The following is a 15,860-nucleotide window of genomic DNA, read 5'->3' on the forward strand; positions in this document are numbered from 1 at the left end:
CGACGCGGCACGGCCACCCGGCGGCCCCGTCGGCCGCAGCCCGTTCAGAGCCGCATCGGCTGCGGCGACTCGCGGCGCAGCGGGTCCGGGCCGTCGTACTCGCGGACGATCTCGTAGCGCGTGTTGCGCTCCACCGGGCGGAAACCCGCGTCGCGGATGAGGTCCAGCAGGTCCTCGCGGGTCAGCTTGTTCGGGGTGCCGAAGTTGTCCGCGTCATGAGTGATCTTGTACTCGACGACCGAGCCGTCCATGTCGTCGGCGCCGTGCTGGAGGGCGAGCTGGGCGGTCCGCACGCCGTGCATCACCCAGAACACCTTGACGTGCGGGACGTTGTCGAAGAGCAGCCGGGAGACGGCGAAGGTCTTCAGCGCCTCGGCGCCGGTCGCCATCTGCGTCCGGGCCTGGAGGCGGTTGCGGATCTTGCCGTCCTTCATGTCGACGAAGTCGTGCTGGTAGCGCAGCGGGATGAAGACCTGGAAACCGCCGGTCTCGTCCTGGAGTTCACGCAGCCGCAGCACGTGGTCGACCCGGTGACGGGGCTCCTCGATGTGGCCGTACAGCATGGTGCACGGGGTCCTGAGCCCCTTCTCGTGCGCCAGGCGGTGGATGCGCGACCAGTCCTCCCAGTGCGTTTGGTGGTCGACGATGTGCTGCCGCACCTCCCAGTCGAAGATCTCGGCGCCGCCGCCGGTCAGCGACTCCAGGCCGGCGTCGATCAGTTCGTCGAGGATCTCGGACGCGCCGAGCCCGGAGATGGTCTCGAAGTGGTGGATCTCCGTCGCCGTGAACGCCTTCAGGGACACGTTCGGCAGGGCGGCCTTCAACTCCCGCAGCGAACGCGGGTAGTAGCGCCACGGCAGGTTCGGGTGCAGGCCGTTGACGATGTGCAGCTCGGTGATGTTCTCCGGCTCCATCGCCTTGGCCAGTCCGACGGCCTCCTCGATGCGCATCGTGTACGCGTCCTTCTCGCCCGGCTTGCGCTGGAAGGAGCAGTAGGCACAGGCCGCCGTGCACACGTTCGTCATGTTGAGGTGCCGGTTGACGTTGAAGTGCACGACGTCGCCGTTCTTGCGGGTGCGCACCTCGTGGGCGAGGCCGCCGAGCCACGCCAGGTCGTCCGACTCGTACAGCGCGATGCCGTCCTCGCGGGTCAGCCGCTCGCCGGAGCGCACCTTCTCCTCCAGCTCGCGCTTGAGCCCGACGTCCATGTCCGTGCCTCTCTCTCGGCGTCTCGACGATTCCGGCCCCACCGTACGCCCCGGGAGCTACACCTCCTCGGGCAGCTCACCCACCCGGTTCTCCCACTTGGTGGACAGCACGATGGTGGTACGGGTGCGCGAGACGCCCTTGGTGCCCGACAGCCGGCGGATGATCCGCTCCAGGCCGTCCACGTCCGCCGCCCGCACCTTGAGCATGTACGAGTCCTCGCCCGCGATGAACCAGCAGTCCTCGATCTCGGGCAGGTCCTTCAGCCTGCGGGCCACCTCCTCGTGGTCGGTCGCGTCGGACAGCGAGATGCCGATCAGGGCGGTGACGCCGAGGCCGAGCGAGGCCGCGTCCACGGTGGCCCGGTAGCCGGTGATGACACCGGCCGCCTCCAGCCGGTTGATGCGGTCGGTGACGCTGGGGCCCGACAGGCCGACGAGGCGCCCCAGCTCGGCGTAGGAGGCCCGGCCGTTCTCCCTCAGGGCCTGGATGAGCTGTCTGTCCACCACGTCCATGCGATCGAAGCCTTCCGCTGATGAGATCCGAAGAGAGATCTGCCGAGTTCCTGAAGTTTTCCGAAGAGAAGACCGGAGCACGGCCGGTGCCGCCCGATGCTCACGCGGTCCGGGAACCACCGCCGAGGTCGCCCGCCCACCGGCGGTAGAGCCGGTGCGCGACGCCCGCCGCGTCGAGGACCCGTCCGGCGACGAAGTCCACCAGGTCCTGGATGTGGGTGGCCCCCGCGTAGAAGGCCGGGGAGGCCGGCACCACCCGCGCGCCCGCGTCGTCCAGGGCTACCAGGTGGCGCAGCGTCTGGCCGTTCAGCGGGGTCTCCCGCACGGCCACGACCAGGGGGCGGCGCTCCTTGAGGGTGACGCTCGCCGCCCGCTGGAGCAGGTCCTTGGACAGCCCGAGCGCCACACCGGCCACACAGGCGGTGGAGGCGGGCACGATGAGCATCCCCCGCGCGGGATACGACCCCGAGGAGGGCCCGGCGGCCAGGTCGCCCGCGCTCCAGTACCGCACCCGCTCGGTGTCCGCGGCGGCCACGGGGAACGTACCGGGCTTGCCGTCGGCCCCACGCGCGAGCCATTCCCGCAGGTCCTGACGCCAGTGCGAGTCCCGGAAGGCGATCCCGGTCTCGTCGAGGAGCGTCAGCCGGGAGGCCCGGGACACGACCAGGTCGATCTGCTCCCCGGCAGCCAGCAGCGACCGCAGCACGGCAGCCGCGTACGGTGTCCCGGAAGCTCCGGACACCCCCACGATCCAAGGCGCGCGCTGCGATTCTCCTGCGTTCACACCTTGAGCGTACCGGTGGGCCCGGGGGTGTTCAGGACGGGTGGGGGGCCTTGGGGTCGACGGGGAGGTCCGACGTGGGAATCACCAACCTGCCGAGCGGTGAATCGACCTTGATCTCCGGTCCGTACGGAATCGTGTCGCGGCCCCTATAGCCCTCGGGGCCGGGGTTCCACATCGTGACGACGTGGCCCTCCAGCGGATTGACGACCAGGTAATTCGGGATGCCTCGGGAGGCGTACCGGAGGGGTTTCAGGGTGTAGTCGCGGCGAACGCTTTCCGGGGACACGACCTCGGCGACGAACTCGATCAGGTCGGCAGGGTAGGAACCGCGGTTCTCGGTCTCGGCCGCGGCGGGGATGACGGCGAGGTCCGGGCAGAACTCGTTGGCTTCGTCGAAGAAGAACGCCACATCGGTCACCAGCGCCCACTCCGGTGTCAGTTGTTCCTCGACGATCCCCCACAATCGCTGGATCGTCCTCCCGTGGAACGGCCTGACCGGGTTCATCACGATGCTGCCCTCGACAATCTCCGTCACATAGCCGGGGAACATGTCCTCCAGCTTGCTGAGCTGCGAGTGCAGGCGGTCAAGGTCCGAGACAGTCACGGTGTCCTCCCTGGAGTCCTGCCCTCGATGCTAGTCCGGACCGTATTCAGACGGTCAGCCCCCGCACGAGGAGATCCAGCAGCGCACACACGAACAGGGCAATCCCGATGAACCCGTTGACGCTGAAGAACGCCCGGTTCAGGCGGGTCAGGTCGTGCGGGCGGACGATGCTGTGCTCGTACACGAACGCGCCCGCGACGATCACCAGGCCCAGCCAGAAGAAGGCGCCCGCGCCCGTGGCCACCCCGTACCAGACGAACAGGGCCGTCGTGATCGTGTGGCAGACCCGGGCGCCCCAGATCGCCGCGGGGATGCCGAACCGGGCCGGGACCGACAGGACACCGATCGCGCGGTCGGTCGCCACGTCCTGGCAGGCGTAGATCAGGTCGAAGCCGCCGATCCAGATGCCGACCGCGAGGCCCAGGATCACCGCGTGCCAGGACCACTCGCCGCTGATCGCCAGCCAGCCGCCCACCGGGCCCATGGCCTGCGCCAGGCCCAGGATGGCCTGCGGGAAGTTCGTGAAGCGCTTGCCGTAGGGGTAGACCACCATCGGGATCACCGCGATGGGGGCGAGGGCCAGGCACAGCGGGTTCAGCAGGGCCGCCGCGCCGAGGAAGACCACCAGCGCGATCAGGGCGCCGGTCCAGGCGTGCCGGACCGACATCGCGCCGGTCACCAGCTCACGGTGGGCGGTACGCGGATTGCGCGCGTCGATCTCCCGGTCGATGATCCGGTTGACCGCCATCGCGAACGTGCGCAGGCCCACCATGCAGACGGTGACCAGCAGCAGCCGGCCCCAGTGGATGTTCCTGTCCCACTCGTACATCGCCGTCAGCGACGCGATGTAGGCGAAGGGCAGGGCGAAGACGGAGTGCTCGATCATCACCAGGCGCAGGAACGCCCGGGTGCGTCCCGGCTGCGGGATCGCGGCGGAAGCGCTGCTCACAGGCCGTACTCCGGTTCGCCCCCGCGGCGGCGGGGAAGCCTCGTCCCCGCGCTGCCGCATCCCGTCGTGGCGGTGTTCCTCACAGTCCGTACTCCTTCCAGCGACGGTCCACCAGGGCCGCCGTATCGGGGTCCGACAGGACCATGTCCGGCCAGCCCCCGTCCCTCGTGTAGCCCTCCTCGGGCCATTTCCTCGTCGCGTCGATCCCCGCTTTGCCGCCCCAGAACTGCTGGTAGGAGGCGTGGTCGAGGTGGTCGACCGGGCCTTCCACGACCGTGAGGTCACGGGCGTAGTCGGTGTTGCCGAGGGCCCGCCAGGCGACCTCGTGCAGATCGTGCACGTCGCAGTCGGCGTCGACGACCACGATCAGCTTGGTGAGGGACATCATGTGCGCCCCCCAGATCGCGTGCATGACCTTCTGCGCGTGCTTCGGGTACTTCTTGTCGATCGAGACGATCGCGCAGTTGTGGAAGCCGCCGGCCTCGGGCAGGTGGTAGTCCACGATGTCCGGGACGATGATCTTCAGCAGGGGGAGGAAGAAACGCTCCGTCGCCCGGCCGAGGGGGCCGTCCTCCGTCGGCGGCCGGCCCACGACGATCGACTGGAGCAGGGGCCGCCTGCGCATCGTGACGCAGTCGATGGTCAGGGCCGGGAAGGGCTCCTGCGGCGTGTAGAAGCCGGTGTGGTCACCGAAGGGACCCTCCGGCAGCATCTCGCCGGGCTCCAGCCAGCCCTCCAGGACGACCTCCGCGTTGGCCGGCACCTGGAGCGGCACGGTCTTGCAGTCGACCATCTCGATCCGCCGGCCCGCGAGGAACCCGGCGAAGAGGTACTCGTCGATGTCACCGGGCAGCGGGGCGGTGGACGCGTAGGTCACGGCGGGCGGGCAGCCGAAGGCGATGGCGACCGGCAGCCGTTCGCCCCGGCGGGCGGCGACCTGGTAGTGGTTCCGGCTGTCCTTGTGGATCTGCCAGTGCATGCCGATGGTGCGCTTGTCGTGGCGCTGGAGGCGGTACAGGCCGAGGTTGCGGATCCCGGTCTCCGGGTCATTGGTGTGGGTGAGCCCCAGGTTGAAGAAGGAGCCGCCGTCCCCGGGCCAGGTGAACAGCGCGGGCAGGGCGTGCAGGTCGACGTCGTCGCCGTGCAGGACGACCTCCTGCACGGGCGCGTTGTCCGGCTTGACCTTCTTCGGCGGCACGTGCGCCATCGCGCCGAGCTTCCCGAACGCCTCGCGCACACCGACGAAGCCGTGCGGCAGTTCGGGACGGAGCAGCCCGCCGATCCGGTCGGAGATCTCGCCGTACGACTTGAGGCCGAGGGCCTTCAGCAGCCGCCGGTCGGTGCCGAACACGTTCATGGCGAGCGGCATGCGCGAGCCGCGCACGTTCTCGAACAGCAGCGCCGGACCGCCGGACTTCTGCACCCGGTCGACGATCTCCCCGACCTCCAGATGGGGATCGACCTCGGTCTTCACGCGCTTGAGGTCGCCCTCGCGCTCCAGAGCCCTGAGCAGGGAGCGAAGATCGTCGTAAGCCATGGGGTCCAGTATCCCCGAGCGGCTACTCTGGCCCGGTCACGGGGGGCCGGTGCGGAACCCCTCCATCGTCTCCAGGGGACTTCTCGACATGCTCAGGGTGCTGATGTACCTCGTGCCGCTGGCACTGACGATCTTCGCGCTCATCGACTGCCTCAACACGCCCGAGGACGAGGCACGGCACCTGCCCAAGATCGCCTGGGTCTTCATCATCCTTCTCTTCTGGATCGTCGGCCCCATCGTCTGGCTGGCCACGGGCAAGGTCCGGGTCCCGCCCGCCGACGGCCGCACGCCGTCCGAATGGCACCGCAACCACCGCTTCGAGCAGGTCGCCCCGGACGACGACCCCGAGTTCCTGAAGTCCCTCGCCGAGGAGAACAAGCGGGACGAGCGGCTGCTGAAGAACTGGGAGGCCGATCTGCGCCGCCGCGAGGAGGAGTTGCGCCGCAAGGAGAAGGGCGAGGAACCGCAGGAGGGCTGAGGGGCCCGGATCCGTCCTGCCCCGCCCCGCGCACCGATGACGAGCGACGAACACCGGGCCGAGCCCCGCGGCGAGCGGCTGCGCACCGTCGACCTCGCCCGCGCCGCCGGCGTCTCCACGCAGCAGATCCGCAACTACGAGGAGGCGGGCGTGCTGCCCCCGGCCGAACGGTCGGCGTCCGGCTACCGGACCTTCCGGGAGGTGCACCGGCGGGCGCTGCTGACGTACCGGTCGCTGCCCGCGGGGTACGGGACGACGCAGGCGGTACGGATCATGCGGGCGGTGCACGAGGCGGACGTGCCCGGCGCGCTCGCCCTCGTGGACGCGGCGCACGCGGCGCTGCACGAGGAACGCGGCGCGCTGCGGGCGACGGGCGAGGCACTGCGGACCCTCGCCGGGCGGCCCCTTGGCCCCGGGCCCCGGACCGGGCTGCGCATCGGCGAGGTCGCGGCACTGCTCGGCGTCCGTACCTCCGCGCTGCGCGTCTGGGAGGACGCCGGCCTGCTCACGCCGGGCCGGGAACACGGCACGCACTACCGCCGCTACGGCCCCGCCGACGTACGCGACGCCCGGCTGATCCACACGCTGCGCCGGGCCCAGCACCTCTTCGAGCAGATCCGCCCCGTCCTCGACGACCTGCGCCGCGAGGGCGGTGACGAGGCGCTGCGGGCGGCACTCGTGACGCGCGAACGCGCGCTCACGGCACGGTCGCGCGCGATGCTCGCGGGCTCGGGCCGACTGCACGACTACCTGGGGTACCTCGACCATCCGAACGGCGGTGGGTGAGGCAGGTGGGTGGGGCAGGTGGGTGGGGCAGGTGGGTGGGGCAGGTGGGTGGGGCAGGTGGGTGGGGCAGGTGGGTGGGGCAGGTGGGTGGGGCAGGTGGGCGAGGCTGATGGCTGGTGCGGGTGAGGGGCACGACCGGTCCGGCTGATCCGGCTAGTCCGGCGATCCGACTGGCCCGGCCGGGCGGGTCGGACGGGTCGGACGGGTCGGCTCAGCGCAGCCGGGAGGACGACAGGATCGACAGCAGGTGGGCCGGGACCATCACCCACGTGATCACGGCCAGCGCGCCGAGCGCCCAGCGCGTGGGCTCCAGCCCGCCGGTCGCCGCGTCCGCGACGGCCGCCGCCAGCAGCACCAGCGACGCCTCGATCCCGTTCGTCACCCGGTGGATCTTGAACGCCGCCGCCAGCCGCCGCACCGCGGCCACGCCCTCGGAGCGCGGCCGGGTCGACTCGTCGCCGGCCACGCCGAGTCCACGCCGGGCACGGGCCACGTCCACCAGGTCGGTGGACGCCTTCAGCAGGACGACGCCGAGCGCGGTGGCGATCCCGACGGACAGCCAGCCGCCGAAGCCGTTCTCGGCGGCCCGGAAGCCGGCGCCCGCCAGCAGCGCGGCGTCCGCGAGATAGGCGCCGAGCCGGTCCACGTAGATGCCGGTGGCGCTGTTCTGTCCCTTCCAGCGGGCGACCTCGCCGTCCACGCAGTCGAACAGCAGGAACAACTGCATCAGGACGACCGCCAGGACGGCCCCGGGCAGGCCCGGGACCAGCAGGGCGGCGCCCGCCGCGACCCCGCAGACCACCATGGTCCAGGTGAGCTGGTCCGGAGTGACCGGGGTGCGCACCAACTGGCGGGTCAGCCGCAGCGAGATCCGCCGCATGTACAGCCGCCCGGCCCAGTGCTCGCCGTTGCGGCTCGCCAGCTTGGCCTGCGGCTGGCAGACCTCTCGCAGCTCCTGAAGAACCGGAGCAGCACCCATGACCGTTCCTCCCACCCGGGGCCCAACTGCCGCTCGCGCGGCGACGATCGGGCCAGCGTACAGAGTGCGTTTCCATGTGCTTTACCGAGGCCACCACGGGACGTCAGGTCCCGGTAACCGCGTCCGACGGCGTCCGCCGCCCGCGTCCGGGCAGAATGTCAGCGGGCCGGTCGGCTCTCCCGGCTCCCGGCGACTGCTCCGCGCGCGTCGGACGGGTTCCGTGTCGAAAGCCGAAGGACCGGGGACCAAAAGCCGAAGGACCGGAGACCGAAGGACCGGAGACCGAAGGACCGGAGACCGAAGGACCGGAGACCGAAGGACCGGAGACCGAAGGACCGGGGACCGAAGGCCGCAGGACCGGAGGCCGCGGGACCGAGGCGGCCGGACAGCCCGCGGAGGGTTGACGCGCAAGGAGGGTTGACGCATGGGCATGGACCGCGCCGAACGCCTGGACCCGGACCGGGCCCGCGACTGGCTCGCCACCGCCGTCGCCGAGGCCCGCGCCGGGCGCGCCGAGGGCGGCATCCCGATCGGCGCCGCCCTCTACGGTCCCGACGGCACCCTCCTCGGCCGCGGCCGCAACCGCCGCGTGCAGGACGACGACCCCGCGACGCACGCGGAGACGGCCGCCTTCCGCGCGGCGGGCCGACAGCGGACGTACCGGGGCACGACGATGGTCACCACGCTGTCGCCCTGCTGGTACTGCTGCGGTCTGGTGCGCCAGTTCGGCATCTCGCGGGTCGTGGTCGGCGAGGCCGTCACCTTCCGCGGCGGACACGACTGGCTGGCCGGGCACGGCGTGGAGATCGTGCTGCTGGACGACGCCGAGTGCGTACGGCTGATGCGCGACTTCATCAGGGACCATCCGGCTCTGTGGAACGAGGACATCGGTGACTGACCCCCGCATCCCCACGATCGACCTGCTGCCCTGGCTCTCCGGCGACCCCGGGGCCCGCGCGGACCTCGCCCGCACCGTCGACCGGGCCCTGCAACGGGCCGGCTTCCTGCTGGTCACCGGGCACGGTGTGGATCCGGGGCTGCGCACCCGGATCCGGGCCGCGGCCCGCGCGTTCTTCCTGCTCCCCGCCGAGGCGAAGGAGGTCTACGCGGCGCGGGTCGGCGGGCGCGGCTGGCTCGGACCGGGCGCCGAGGCCAACGGGTACTCCGAGGGGACCGAGACGCCGCCGGACCTGAAGGAGTCGCTGACCTTCGCGACCCACGAGCCGTTCGCGGACCCGGCCGTCAACGCCGAGTGGTACGCGCCGAACGTGTGGCCCGCCGAGATCCCGCGGCTGCGGCCGCTGTGCGAGGAGTACCTGGCGCGGCTGGCCGTCCTGCAAAGGCACCTGCTGGCGCTGCTCGGCCACTCCCTCGGCCTCGAACCGGACTTCTTCACCCGGCACCTGGACCATCCGACGTACGGCTTCAACATCAACTGGTATCCGGGGCGGGAGGTGACCGGTGAGCCGCTGCCCGGACAGTTCCGCATCGGGCCGCACACCGACTTCGGGACGGTCACCGTCCTGGACCGGCAGGCGGGCCGGGGCGGGCTTCAGGTCTACACGGACGACGACGGCTGGGCGGACGCGCCCTACGACCCCGCCGCGCTCACCGTCAACATCGGTGACCTGATGGCCCGGTGGACCGGGGACCGGTGGCGGTCGGGACGGCACCGGGTGCTGCCGCCGCCCGCGGACGCGCCCGCCGAGGAGCTGATGTCGCTGGTCTACTTCGGTGAGTGCACCCCGGGCACGCTGGTCGAGTCGGTGCCCGCGCCGGTGGGGCGGGTGGCGTATCCGCCCGTCGACTCCCACGTCTACCTGCGGGAGAAACTCGACTCGATCACCGTCGGCTGAGCGGGCCGGCCGGACACCGCCCCGGTGACCGCCTGGCGGCAGGGGCCTGGCGGCAGGCCGTCGCCGCCGCCGCTCCGCCCCTACCGGCCGCGGCCGTTCGTGAGGTCGCCGCTCCGCTGCGGGGCCGCCGCCAAGATATCGATCAGCCGTTCGAAGCGAGCCCGCCAGCGTGACTCCTCCGCCGCCCCGCCCCGGTACTCGTGGGTGAAGCGGAGCACGCTCCGGTCGGGCCCGCCCCGCTCCAGGTGGAACCTGATCCGGCCACGGCCCTCCAGCGTGTACTCCGCGACCCGGTCCACGTCCCACGCGCTCACCCGGCCGGTGCCGAGGCCGCGCAGCGTGACCGCGCCGCCGAGCCGGGGTTCGAGGACGTCGGCGGCGGTCAGCCAGCGGGCGAGTCCCTCCGGCGTGGTCAGCGCGGGCCAGACCGTCTCCATGGGCCGCGGAAGCCGTACCAGGAAGTGGAGTATGTGCTTGTTCCCGCGGGTCTGGCTGCTGCCCTGTTCGATGGATCCGGCCATGACACCAGCCTGGACCGGCGGGAGGGGTTCCGCACGCGGGTCAGACGCCCGCGTACGAGTGCTTGCCGCTCACGAAGATGTTCACGCCGTAGTAGTTGAACAGCCAGCAGGCGAACGCGAGCATCGCGAGGTAGGCGGCCTTGCGGCCCTTCCAGCCGGCCGTGGCGCGGGCGTGCAGGTAGCCGGCGTAGCCGATCCACGTGATGAAGGACCAGGTCTCCTTGGGGTCCCAGTTCCAGTAGCGGCCCCAGGCGTCGCCCGCCCAGATCGCGCCCGCGATGATCGTGAACGTCCACAGCGGGAAGACGGCCGCGTTGAGCCGGTAGGCGAACTTGTCGAGCGAGGCGGAGGCGGGCAGCCGCTCCAGCACCGAGGTGGCGAACCGGCCCGGCGTGCCGCCGGTCTGGAGCTTGTTCTCGTACGAGTCCTTGAACAGGTAGAGGATCGTGGCGACCGCGCCGACGTAGAACATCGCACCGCAGAAGATCGCGGTGGAGACGTGGATGTACAGCCAGTACGAGTGGAGGGCGGGAACCAACTGGTCGCTGGCGGTGTACAAGACAGTGACAGCGAGGCCGAGGTCGAGGAGGACCGAGGTGATCAGGAACAGCCCGAGCCAGCGGACGTTCTTCCGCAGCGCCAGCAGGCCGAGGTACACGCCGACGGCGACCGTGGAGAAGGTGATGTTGAACTCGTACATGTTGCCCCACGGCGCCCGCTCCACGGAGGCGGCGCGGGTGATGACCCCGACCAACTCCACCAGGAAGGCGAGCACGGTGAGCGAGACGGCGATCCGTCCGTACAGATCGCCCTTCTCGTCACCGCCGTGGGCGCCCGGACCGTCCGGCACGTCCCGGGCACCGGCCGCCGCCCGGACGACGACCTTCGGCCGCTCCAGTACGGCGGTACCGCCGGCCCTCTTCACGGTGACGGCGGGTGCGGCCTCCTTCTTCGGGACGTCGGCGGTCAGCGCGGCGGCCGTGCGGCCGACCTTGCTGCGGCTGCCGAGCAGCCACTCCGCGATATAGGCGAAGAAGGCCAGCGTGTACACGGCCATCGACGAATAGATCAGCGTGTTGCTGAGGCTCGCGAGATGTTCGTTGGTCGCGGCGGCGAGATCGATTGCGGCGGCGGAAGTCACTGCTTCTCAGCCCCTTCGGCAAGTACGACTGGGGAGTCGGGGGATGGGGAGGGATCGTCGGAGGGATCGGGGGCCCCTGGGGCTTGGTCGTAGAGGAGGCCGGCGAGGTCGCCCAGTTCCTCGGGCACCTTCGCGGACTCGCTGCGGCCGAGGCCGGCCATCTCGACGACGGTGACGCCGTCGGGGCCGGGCACGGCGCGCACCCAGACGCGGCGGCGCTGGATGAACAGGGACGCGGCCAGACCGAAGATGGCGGCGAGGGCACCGCCGAGCATCCAGCGGCCGCCGCTCTCCTGGACGATCTCGAAGCCGGCCCACTCCTTGATGTCCTTGTCGACGGTGATCGAGCCGGCACCACCCGGGAGCGTCATGGTCTGCCCCGGGGTGAGCTGCTGCTTCAGCAGACCGCCCTTGGAGTCCTTGAACTCCTTCATATGGCTCTTGTCCAGCTGGTACACGCTCTGCGGAATGCCCGAGTCGACGCCCAGGTCACCGTGGTAGGCGTTCAGCGCGATCATCGGGTTGAGCAGCCCCGGGAACTGGGAGAGCATCGGGCTCCCCTTGCCGCCCCAGGTCGGCAGGAAGAACACCTGGAAGCCGAGCTGTTCGCTGACGCCCTGGGGGTTCTTGTAGCCGTCCATGACCTTGACCACACCGGATCCGGTCGAGTTGCCGTCCAGCGGGAGGAGGGGAACCGCGTCGTGGAAGACGACCTTGCCGCTGCCGTCGCGGACGGTGAAGACCGGCGCGTAACCGTGGCTGACGAGGTAGACCTTGGCGCCGTCGATGTCCAGCGGCTGGTTGACCTGGATGGTGGTCGTCTGCTCCTTGCCGTAGGCGCCCTTGTTGTAGGAGATCTTCGCCTCGTAGGTGCGCGGGGTGCCGCGGTTCGGACCGGTCAGCTCGTAGGTGCCCTTGAAGTCCTTCAGGTCGAAGCTGAAGGGCACCAGGTCGTCGTTGGTGAAGAGGTTGCCGGACTGGAAGTCGTCGTACTGGAGGATCGAGTTGGAGAACCCGTCGCCCTCGACGACCAGCTTGGTGCCGTCCGACTTGTACAACTGACCGGTGGCGAAGGCGACCAGCAGCACGATCAGCGCGATGTGGAAGAGCAGGTTGCCCACTTCACGGGCGTAGCCCTTCTCGGCGGCGACCGCGTCCCCGACGGCATGGACGCGGAAGCGGCGCCTCCTCAGCAGCGCGAGCGCGTCCGTGCGGACCTGCTCGGGGTCGGCCGTGGTGCGCCAGGTGGTGTAGGCGGGCAGCCGGGTCAGCCGCTTGGGCGCGGCCGGCGGCCGGCTGCGCAGTTGGCCCACGAACTGCCAGGTGCGGGGCACGATGCAGCCGATGAGGGAGATGAACAGCAGGATGTAGATGGCGGAGAACCACACCGAGCTGTAGACGTGGAAAAGGCCGAGCTTGTCGTAGATCGGGCCGAGTGTCTTGTGCGCCTTGCGGAAGTCGTCGACCTTGCTGGCGTCACTGCCGCTCTGCGGGATCAGCGAACCGGGGATCGCGCCGAGGGACAGCAGCAGGAGCAACAGCAGCGCGACCCGCATGGAGGTGAGCTGCCGCCAGAACCAGCGGGCCCAGCCGATGACGCCCAGGCCGGGCAGGTTCACCGGTTCGTCGCGCGGGGCGGTGGACAACTGGGCGCCGGCGTCCCCGAGTCCCTGGTCCTCCCGTCCGCCCGGGGAGTCGTCGGGCGCGGTCTTCGAAGTCGTGCTCATCGATCAGATCCCCACAGTGAAGCCGTTGGACCAGGTCTGCATCTCCTGCACCAGACGGTCCCAGGCGCCCGTCAGCAGGAGCACACCGGTGACGATCATCATCGAGCCGCCGATGCGCATCACCCAGACATAGTGGCGTTTGACCCAGCCGAAAGCGCCGAGCGCCTTGCGGAAAGCCATGGCGGCGAGCACGAAGGGCACGCCCAGACCGACACAGTAGGCGACCGTCAGCAGCGCGCCGCGGCCCGCGCTGGCCTGGTTCATGGCGAGTCCCTGCACCGAGGCGAGGGTCGGGCCGATGCAGGGCGTCCAGCCGATCCCGAACAGCGCGCCGAGCAGCGGCGCGCCGACCAGTCCGGTGCTCGGCCGCTGGTGGAAGCGGAACTCACGCTGGGTGAGCCACGGCATCAGCCCCATGAAGAACACACCCATGGCGACCATGAGCCCGCCCAGCACCTTGGAGAGGACCGACTGATGCTCCTGCAAGGTCGAGCCGAAGAAGCCGAACAGCGCGCCGCCGGAGACGAACACGACGGTGAAGCCGAGGACGAACAGGGAGGCGCCGCTGACCATCCGGCCCCGGCGGGCCTCCGCCAGGTCGGTGCCGGCGACTCCGGTGACATAGGAGAGATAGCCGGGCACGAGTGGCAGGACGCACGGGGAGAAGAACGAGACGAGACCGCCGATCACGGCGACCGGCACGGCGATGAGCAGGGCCCCGCTGAAGACCGTCTGGTTCCGGCCCGTCTCCTCGGCGAGCGTCAGGAGCGCACTCACGTCACTTCTCCGCGACGACCGGCTTGATCATCCTGAGCAGGTTCTCCTCGTCGAGGGCCTGCAAGGCACGGGCGGCGATCTTGCCGTCCCGGTCGAGGACGAGGGTGGAGGGGATCAGCTGCGGGTTCAGCGTGCCCTTCTTGAACCGGAGCATCAGCCTGCCGTCCGGGTCGTACAGGCTGGGATAGGTGATCCCCTCGTCCTTCTCGAAGGCGATCGCCGGGGTGGTGCTGGTGTCCCGCGTGTTGATCCCGACGAACTGGACGCCCTTGCCCGCGTAGTCCTTGGAGACCTGGGCGAAGTACTTCCCCTCGGCCCGGCACGGACCGCACCACGAGCCCCAGACGTTGATGACGACGACCTGGCCCTTGTAGTCGGCGACGTCGAGCGTCTGGCCGTCGATCGTCTTGCCGGACAGGTCGGGTGCCGCCTCCCGCGAGCCCTTGGCGACCGTGTCGATGCCGTTGTTACCGGTGATGAAGTTGGTGTGGCCACCACCACCGGACGTGCCGCCGGAGCCGCACGCGGACAGGGTCAGGGCCGCCGCGGCGGCCACGGCGCTGAACAGGACGGCGCGGCTGCGGGTACTCATGTGAAAAGTTTCGCATGTCCGATCCGGGGATCTTGCGCACCCCCCTCACGGACGGAAACCCGCATTTCAGGCGGTGTTCGAGGGGTTCGGGGACGACTCGGAGAGGAAGGTTTTCCAGCCGCCGGCCGGAGCCTGCCCGACGTCCAGTGTGCGCAGTTTGTCCAGCACTTCGGGGCGCTGCACATCGAGCCAGTCGACGAACTGCCGGAAGGAGACGAGCCGGACGTCGGCGCCCTTGTCCCGCTCCCGCGCGATGTGCTCGAAGGACTCCTCCACGGCGTCCATGTAGATGCCGCCGTTCCACTGCTCGAAGTGGTTGCCCACGAAGAAAGGTGCGCGATTTGTCTTGTATGCCCGCTTGAATCCCGCTATGTAGGCTTCTGTTGCCTGTCGGCGCCAGCCCGGATAATTGTGGGCGGGGGCCTTGGTCGAGTTGACCGACTGGTTGGCGAGCATGTTGTAGTCCATCGACAGGACCTCGAAGGAGTGGCCGGGGAACGGTATCTGCTGCAACGGCAGGTCCCACACGCCCTGCCGCTTGCGCGGCCACACCTGTCGGCCGCCGGGCGAGGAGGCGTCGTAGCGCCAGCCCAGTTCGCGGGCGGTCGGCAGCAGGTTGTCCTGGCCGAGCAGGCAGGGCGTACGGCCGCCGACGAGTTCCTTGTCGTAGTCGAAGGGCAGCGCGGGCAGATCCGTCCAGCCGCTGTTGGTCCGCCACTCCTTCACGAACGACTTGGCCTGCTCGATCTCGCTCCGCCACTGCTGCGGGGTCCAGTCGCCGACGGTGCCGTGGCCGGAGCAGAAGTGCCCGTTGAAGTGGGTGCCGATCTCGTGGCCCTCCAGCCAGGCGCGGTGGACGCCGGCCAGTGTCGCCTTGATGTGCTCGTCGGTGAGGTAGCCGATGTCGGAGGCGCCGCGCGGGTTGTTCGGCGGGTCGTAGAGCCGCTTCTTCGACTCGGGCAGCAGATAGAGCCCGGAGAGGAAGAAGGTCATGGCCGCGCCGTGCTCCTTGGCCAGGTCGAGGAAGCGCGGGAAGAGGCCGGTGCCGACCTCGCCCGCCCCGTCCCAGGAGAAGATCACGAACTGCGGCGGCACCTGGCCGGGCTCCAGCGGCTCGGGCGCGGCGGGCTGGTGCGGCTGCTTGCCGGTGAAGGACGTGGAACCGTCGCCGATGGGCCGGGCGGGCGCTCCGGTGGCGCCCTGACCCTTGCCGTGTCCCGTGCCGCTCCCGCTCCCGCTCCCGACCGCGTTCCCGGCGGAACCGGAACCGTGCCCGCCACCGTGTGAGGCATTGAGCGTGCCGCAGCCCACGAGCCCGGCGGCGGCCGCGGCTCCCGCGCCGAGGCCGAGCATTCCCCTGCGGGAGAAGGTGCGCATGAGGTCCCCGATTCATCACGTCCTGCTGGTG

The 15,860-nt window shown here is 70.3% G+C and carries 17 protein-coding genes; 4 read left to right on the forward strand and 13 right to left on the reverse strand.

The genetic code is table 11. The features are described 5' to 3' along the window. Positions 1 to 44: 44 nt before the first annotated feature. The 6 genes from mqnE to ACFC09_RS20270 form a co-directional block, all read right to left on the reverse strand. Positions 45 to 1,208 (reverse strand): aminofutalosine synthase MqnE, encoded by a 1,164-nt coding sequence (gene mqnE, locus ACFC09_RS20245; protein ID WP_376530026.1) that lies wholly within the window; start codon positions 1,206 to 1,208, stop codon positions 45 to 47. Between the two features lie 57 nt (positions 1,209 to 1,265). Next, positions 1,266 to 1,721, reverse strand: a complete 456-nt coding sequence (locus ACFC09_RS20250; RefSeq protein ID WP_376530028.1) for an Lrp/AsnC family transcriptional regulator — start codon at positions 1,719 to 1,721, stop codon at positions 1,266 to 1,268. A 100-nt stretch (positions 1,722 to 1,821) separates the two neighbouring features. Next, positions 1,822 to 2,505, reverse strand: a complete 684-nt coding sequence (locus ACFC09_RS20255) for a UbiX family flavin prenyltransferase (RefSeq protein WP_376530030.1) — start codon at positions 2,503 to 2,505, stop codon at positions 1,822 to 1,824. A gap of 31 nt (positions 2,506 to 2,536) precedes the next feature. After that, positions 2,537 to 3,109, reverse strand: coding sequence for a Uma2 family endonuclease (locus ACFC09_RS20260; protein ID WP_376530032.1), 573 nt, complete (start codon positions 3,107 to 3,109; stop codon positions 2,537 to 2,539). A gap of 46 nt (positions 3,110 to 3,155) precedes the next feature. After that, positions 3,156 to 4,058, reverse strand: coding sequence for a menaquinone biosynthesis prenyltransferase MqnP (gene mqnP, locus ACFC09_RS20265; RefSeq protein WP_376530034.1), 903 nt, complete (start codon positions 4,056 to 4,058; stop codon positions 3,156 to 3,158). Between the two features lie 79 nt (positions 4,059 to 4,137). After that, a complete protein-coding gene (locus tag ACFC09_RS20270; protein ID WP_376530036.1) occupies positions 4,138 to 5,595 on the reverse strand; it encodes a menaquinone biosynthesis decarboxylase in 1,458 nt (485 codons plus the stop codon). An 88-nt stretch (positions 5,596 to 5,683) separates the two neighbouring features. On the opposite strand from ACFC09_RS20270, the gene ACFC09_RS20275 reads away from it, so the two are divergent. Both ACFC09_RS20275 and ACFC09_RS20280 read left to right on the forward strand, forming a co-directional pair. Next, on the forward strand, positions 5,684 to 6,073 hold the full coding sequence (locus ACFC09_RS20275) for a PLD nuclease N-terminal domain-containing protein (RefSeq protein WP_376530187.1): 390 nt from the start codon (positions 5,684 to 5,686) through the stop codon (positions 6,071 to 6,073). A 36-nt stretch (positions 6,074 to 6,109) separates the two neighbouring features. Further along, on the forward strand, positions 6,110 to 6,859 hold the full coding sequence (locus tag ACFC09_RS20280) for a TioE family transcriptional regulator (RefSeq protein WP_376530038.1): 750 nt from the start codon (positions 6,110 to 6,112) through the stop codon (positions 6,857 to 6,859). A gap of 211 nt (positions 6,860 to 7,070) precedes the next feature. Here ACFC09_RS20280 and ACFC09_RS20285 read toward each other — a convergent pair whose 3' ends face one another. Further along, positions 7,071 to 7,838 (reverse strand): CDP-alcohol phosphatidyltransferase family protein, encoded by a 768-nt coding sequence (locus ACFC09_RS20285; RefSeq protein ID WP_376530040.1) that lies wholly within the window; start codon positions 7,836 to 7,838, stop codon positions 7,071 to 7,073. Between the two features lie 424 nt (positions 7,839 to 8,262). Here ACFC09_RS20285 and ACFC09_RS20290 point away from each other — a divergent pair, with 424 nt between their 5' ends. Together ACFC09_RS20290 and ACFC09_RS20295 are read left to right on the forward strand one after the other, a co-directional pair. Continuing rightward, positions 8,263 to 8,736 (forward strand): nucleoside deaminase, encoded by a 474-nt coding sequence (locus ACFC09_RS20290; RefSeq protein WP_376530042.1) that lies wholly within the window; start codon positions 8,263 to 8,265, stop codon positions 8,734 to 8,736. Continuing rightward, positions 8,729 to 9,694 carry an isopenicillin N synthase family dioxygenase gene (locus ACFC09_RS20295; protein ID WP_376530044.1) on the forward strand — a complete coding sequence of 322 codons (966 nt, stop codon included), beginning with the start codon at positions 8,729 to 8,731 and terminating at the stop codon, positions 9,692 to 9,694. The genes ACFC09_RS20290 and ACFC09_RS20295 overlap by 8 nt, the downstream gene beginning before the upstream one ends. Positions 9,695 to 9,774: 80 nt before the next feature. Here the strand turns inward: ACFC09_RS20295 and ACFC09_RS20300 are convergent, their stop codons facing one another. From ACFC09_RS20300 to ACFC09_RS20325, 6 genes are all read right to left on the reverse strand, one after another. Continuing rightward, positions 9,775 to 10,215, reverse strand: coding sequence for an SRPBCC domain-containing protein (locus tag ACFC09_RS20300; RefSeq protein ID WP_376530046.1), 441 nt, complete (start codon positions 10,213 to 10,215; stop codon positions 9,775 to 9,777). Positions 10,216 to 10,255: 40 nt separating this feature from the next. Further along, the gene (gene ccsB, locus ACFC09_RS20305) at positions 10,256 to 11,356 is read right to left on the reverse strand and encodes a c-type cytochrome biogenesis protein CcsB (protein WP_376530048.1); all 1,101 of its coding nucleotides are present in this window, start codon (positions 11,354 to 11,356) and stop codon (positions 10,256 to 10,258) included. Then, positions 11,353 to 13,083, reverse strand: a complete 1,731-nt coding sequence (locus ACFC09_RS20310; RefSeq protein WP_376530051.1) for a cytochrome c biogenesis protein ResB — start codon at positions 13,081 to 13,083, stop codon at positions 11,353 to 11,355. The genes ccsB and ACFC09_RS20310 overlap by 4 nt, the downstream gene beginning before the upstream one ends. Before the next feature lie 3 nt (positions 13,084 to 13,086). Then, positions 13,087 to 13,860, reverse strand: coding sequence for a cytochrome c biogenesis CcdA family protein (locus ACFC09_RS20315; protein WP_376530053.1), 774 nt, complete (start codon positions 13,858 to 13,860; stop codon positions 13,087 to 13,089). 1 nt (position 13,861) lies between these two features. Then, a complete protein-coding gene (locus ACFC09_RS20320) occupies positions 13,862 to 14,452 on the reverse strand; it encodes a TlpA family protein disulfide reductase (protein WP_376530055.1) in 591 nt (196 codons plus the stop codon). A 66-nt stretch (positions 14,453 to 14,518) separates the two neighbouring features. Next, the gene (locus ACFC09_RS20325) at positions 14,519 to 15,829 is read right to left on the reverse strand and encodes a hypothetical protein (protein WP_376530057.1); all 1,311 of its coding nucleotides are present in this window, start codon (positions 15,827 to 15,829) and stop codon (positions 14,519 to 14,521) included. Positions 15,830 to 15,860: the final 31 nt, after the last annotated feature.

This window comes from Streptomyces sp. NPDC056161, assembly GCF_042268025.1.
GTDB lineage: Bacteria > Actinomycetota > Actinomycetes > Streptomycetales > Streptomycetaceae > Streptomyces.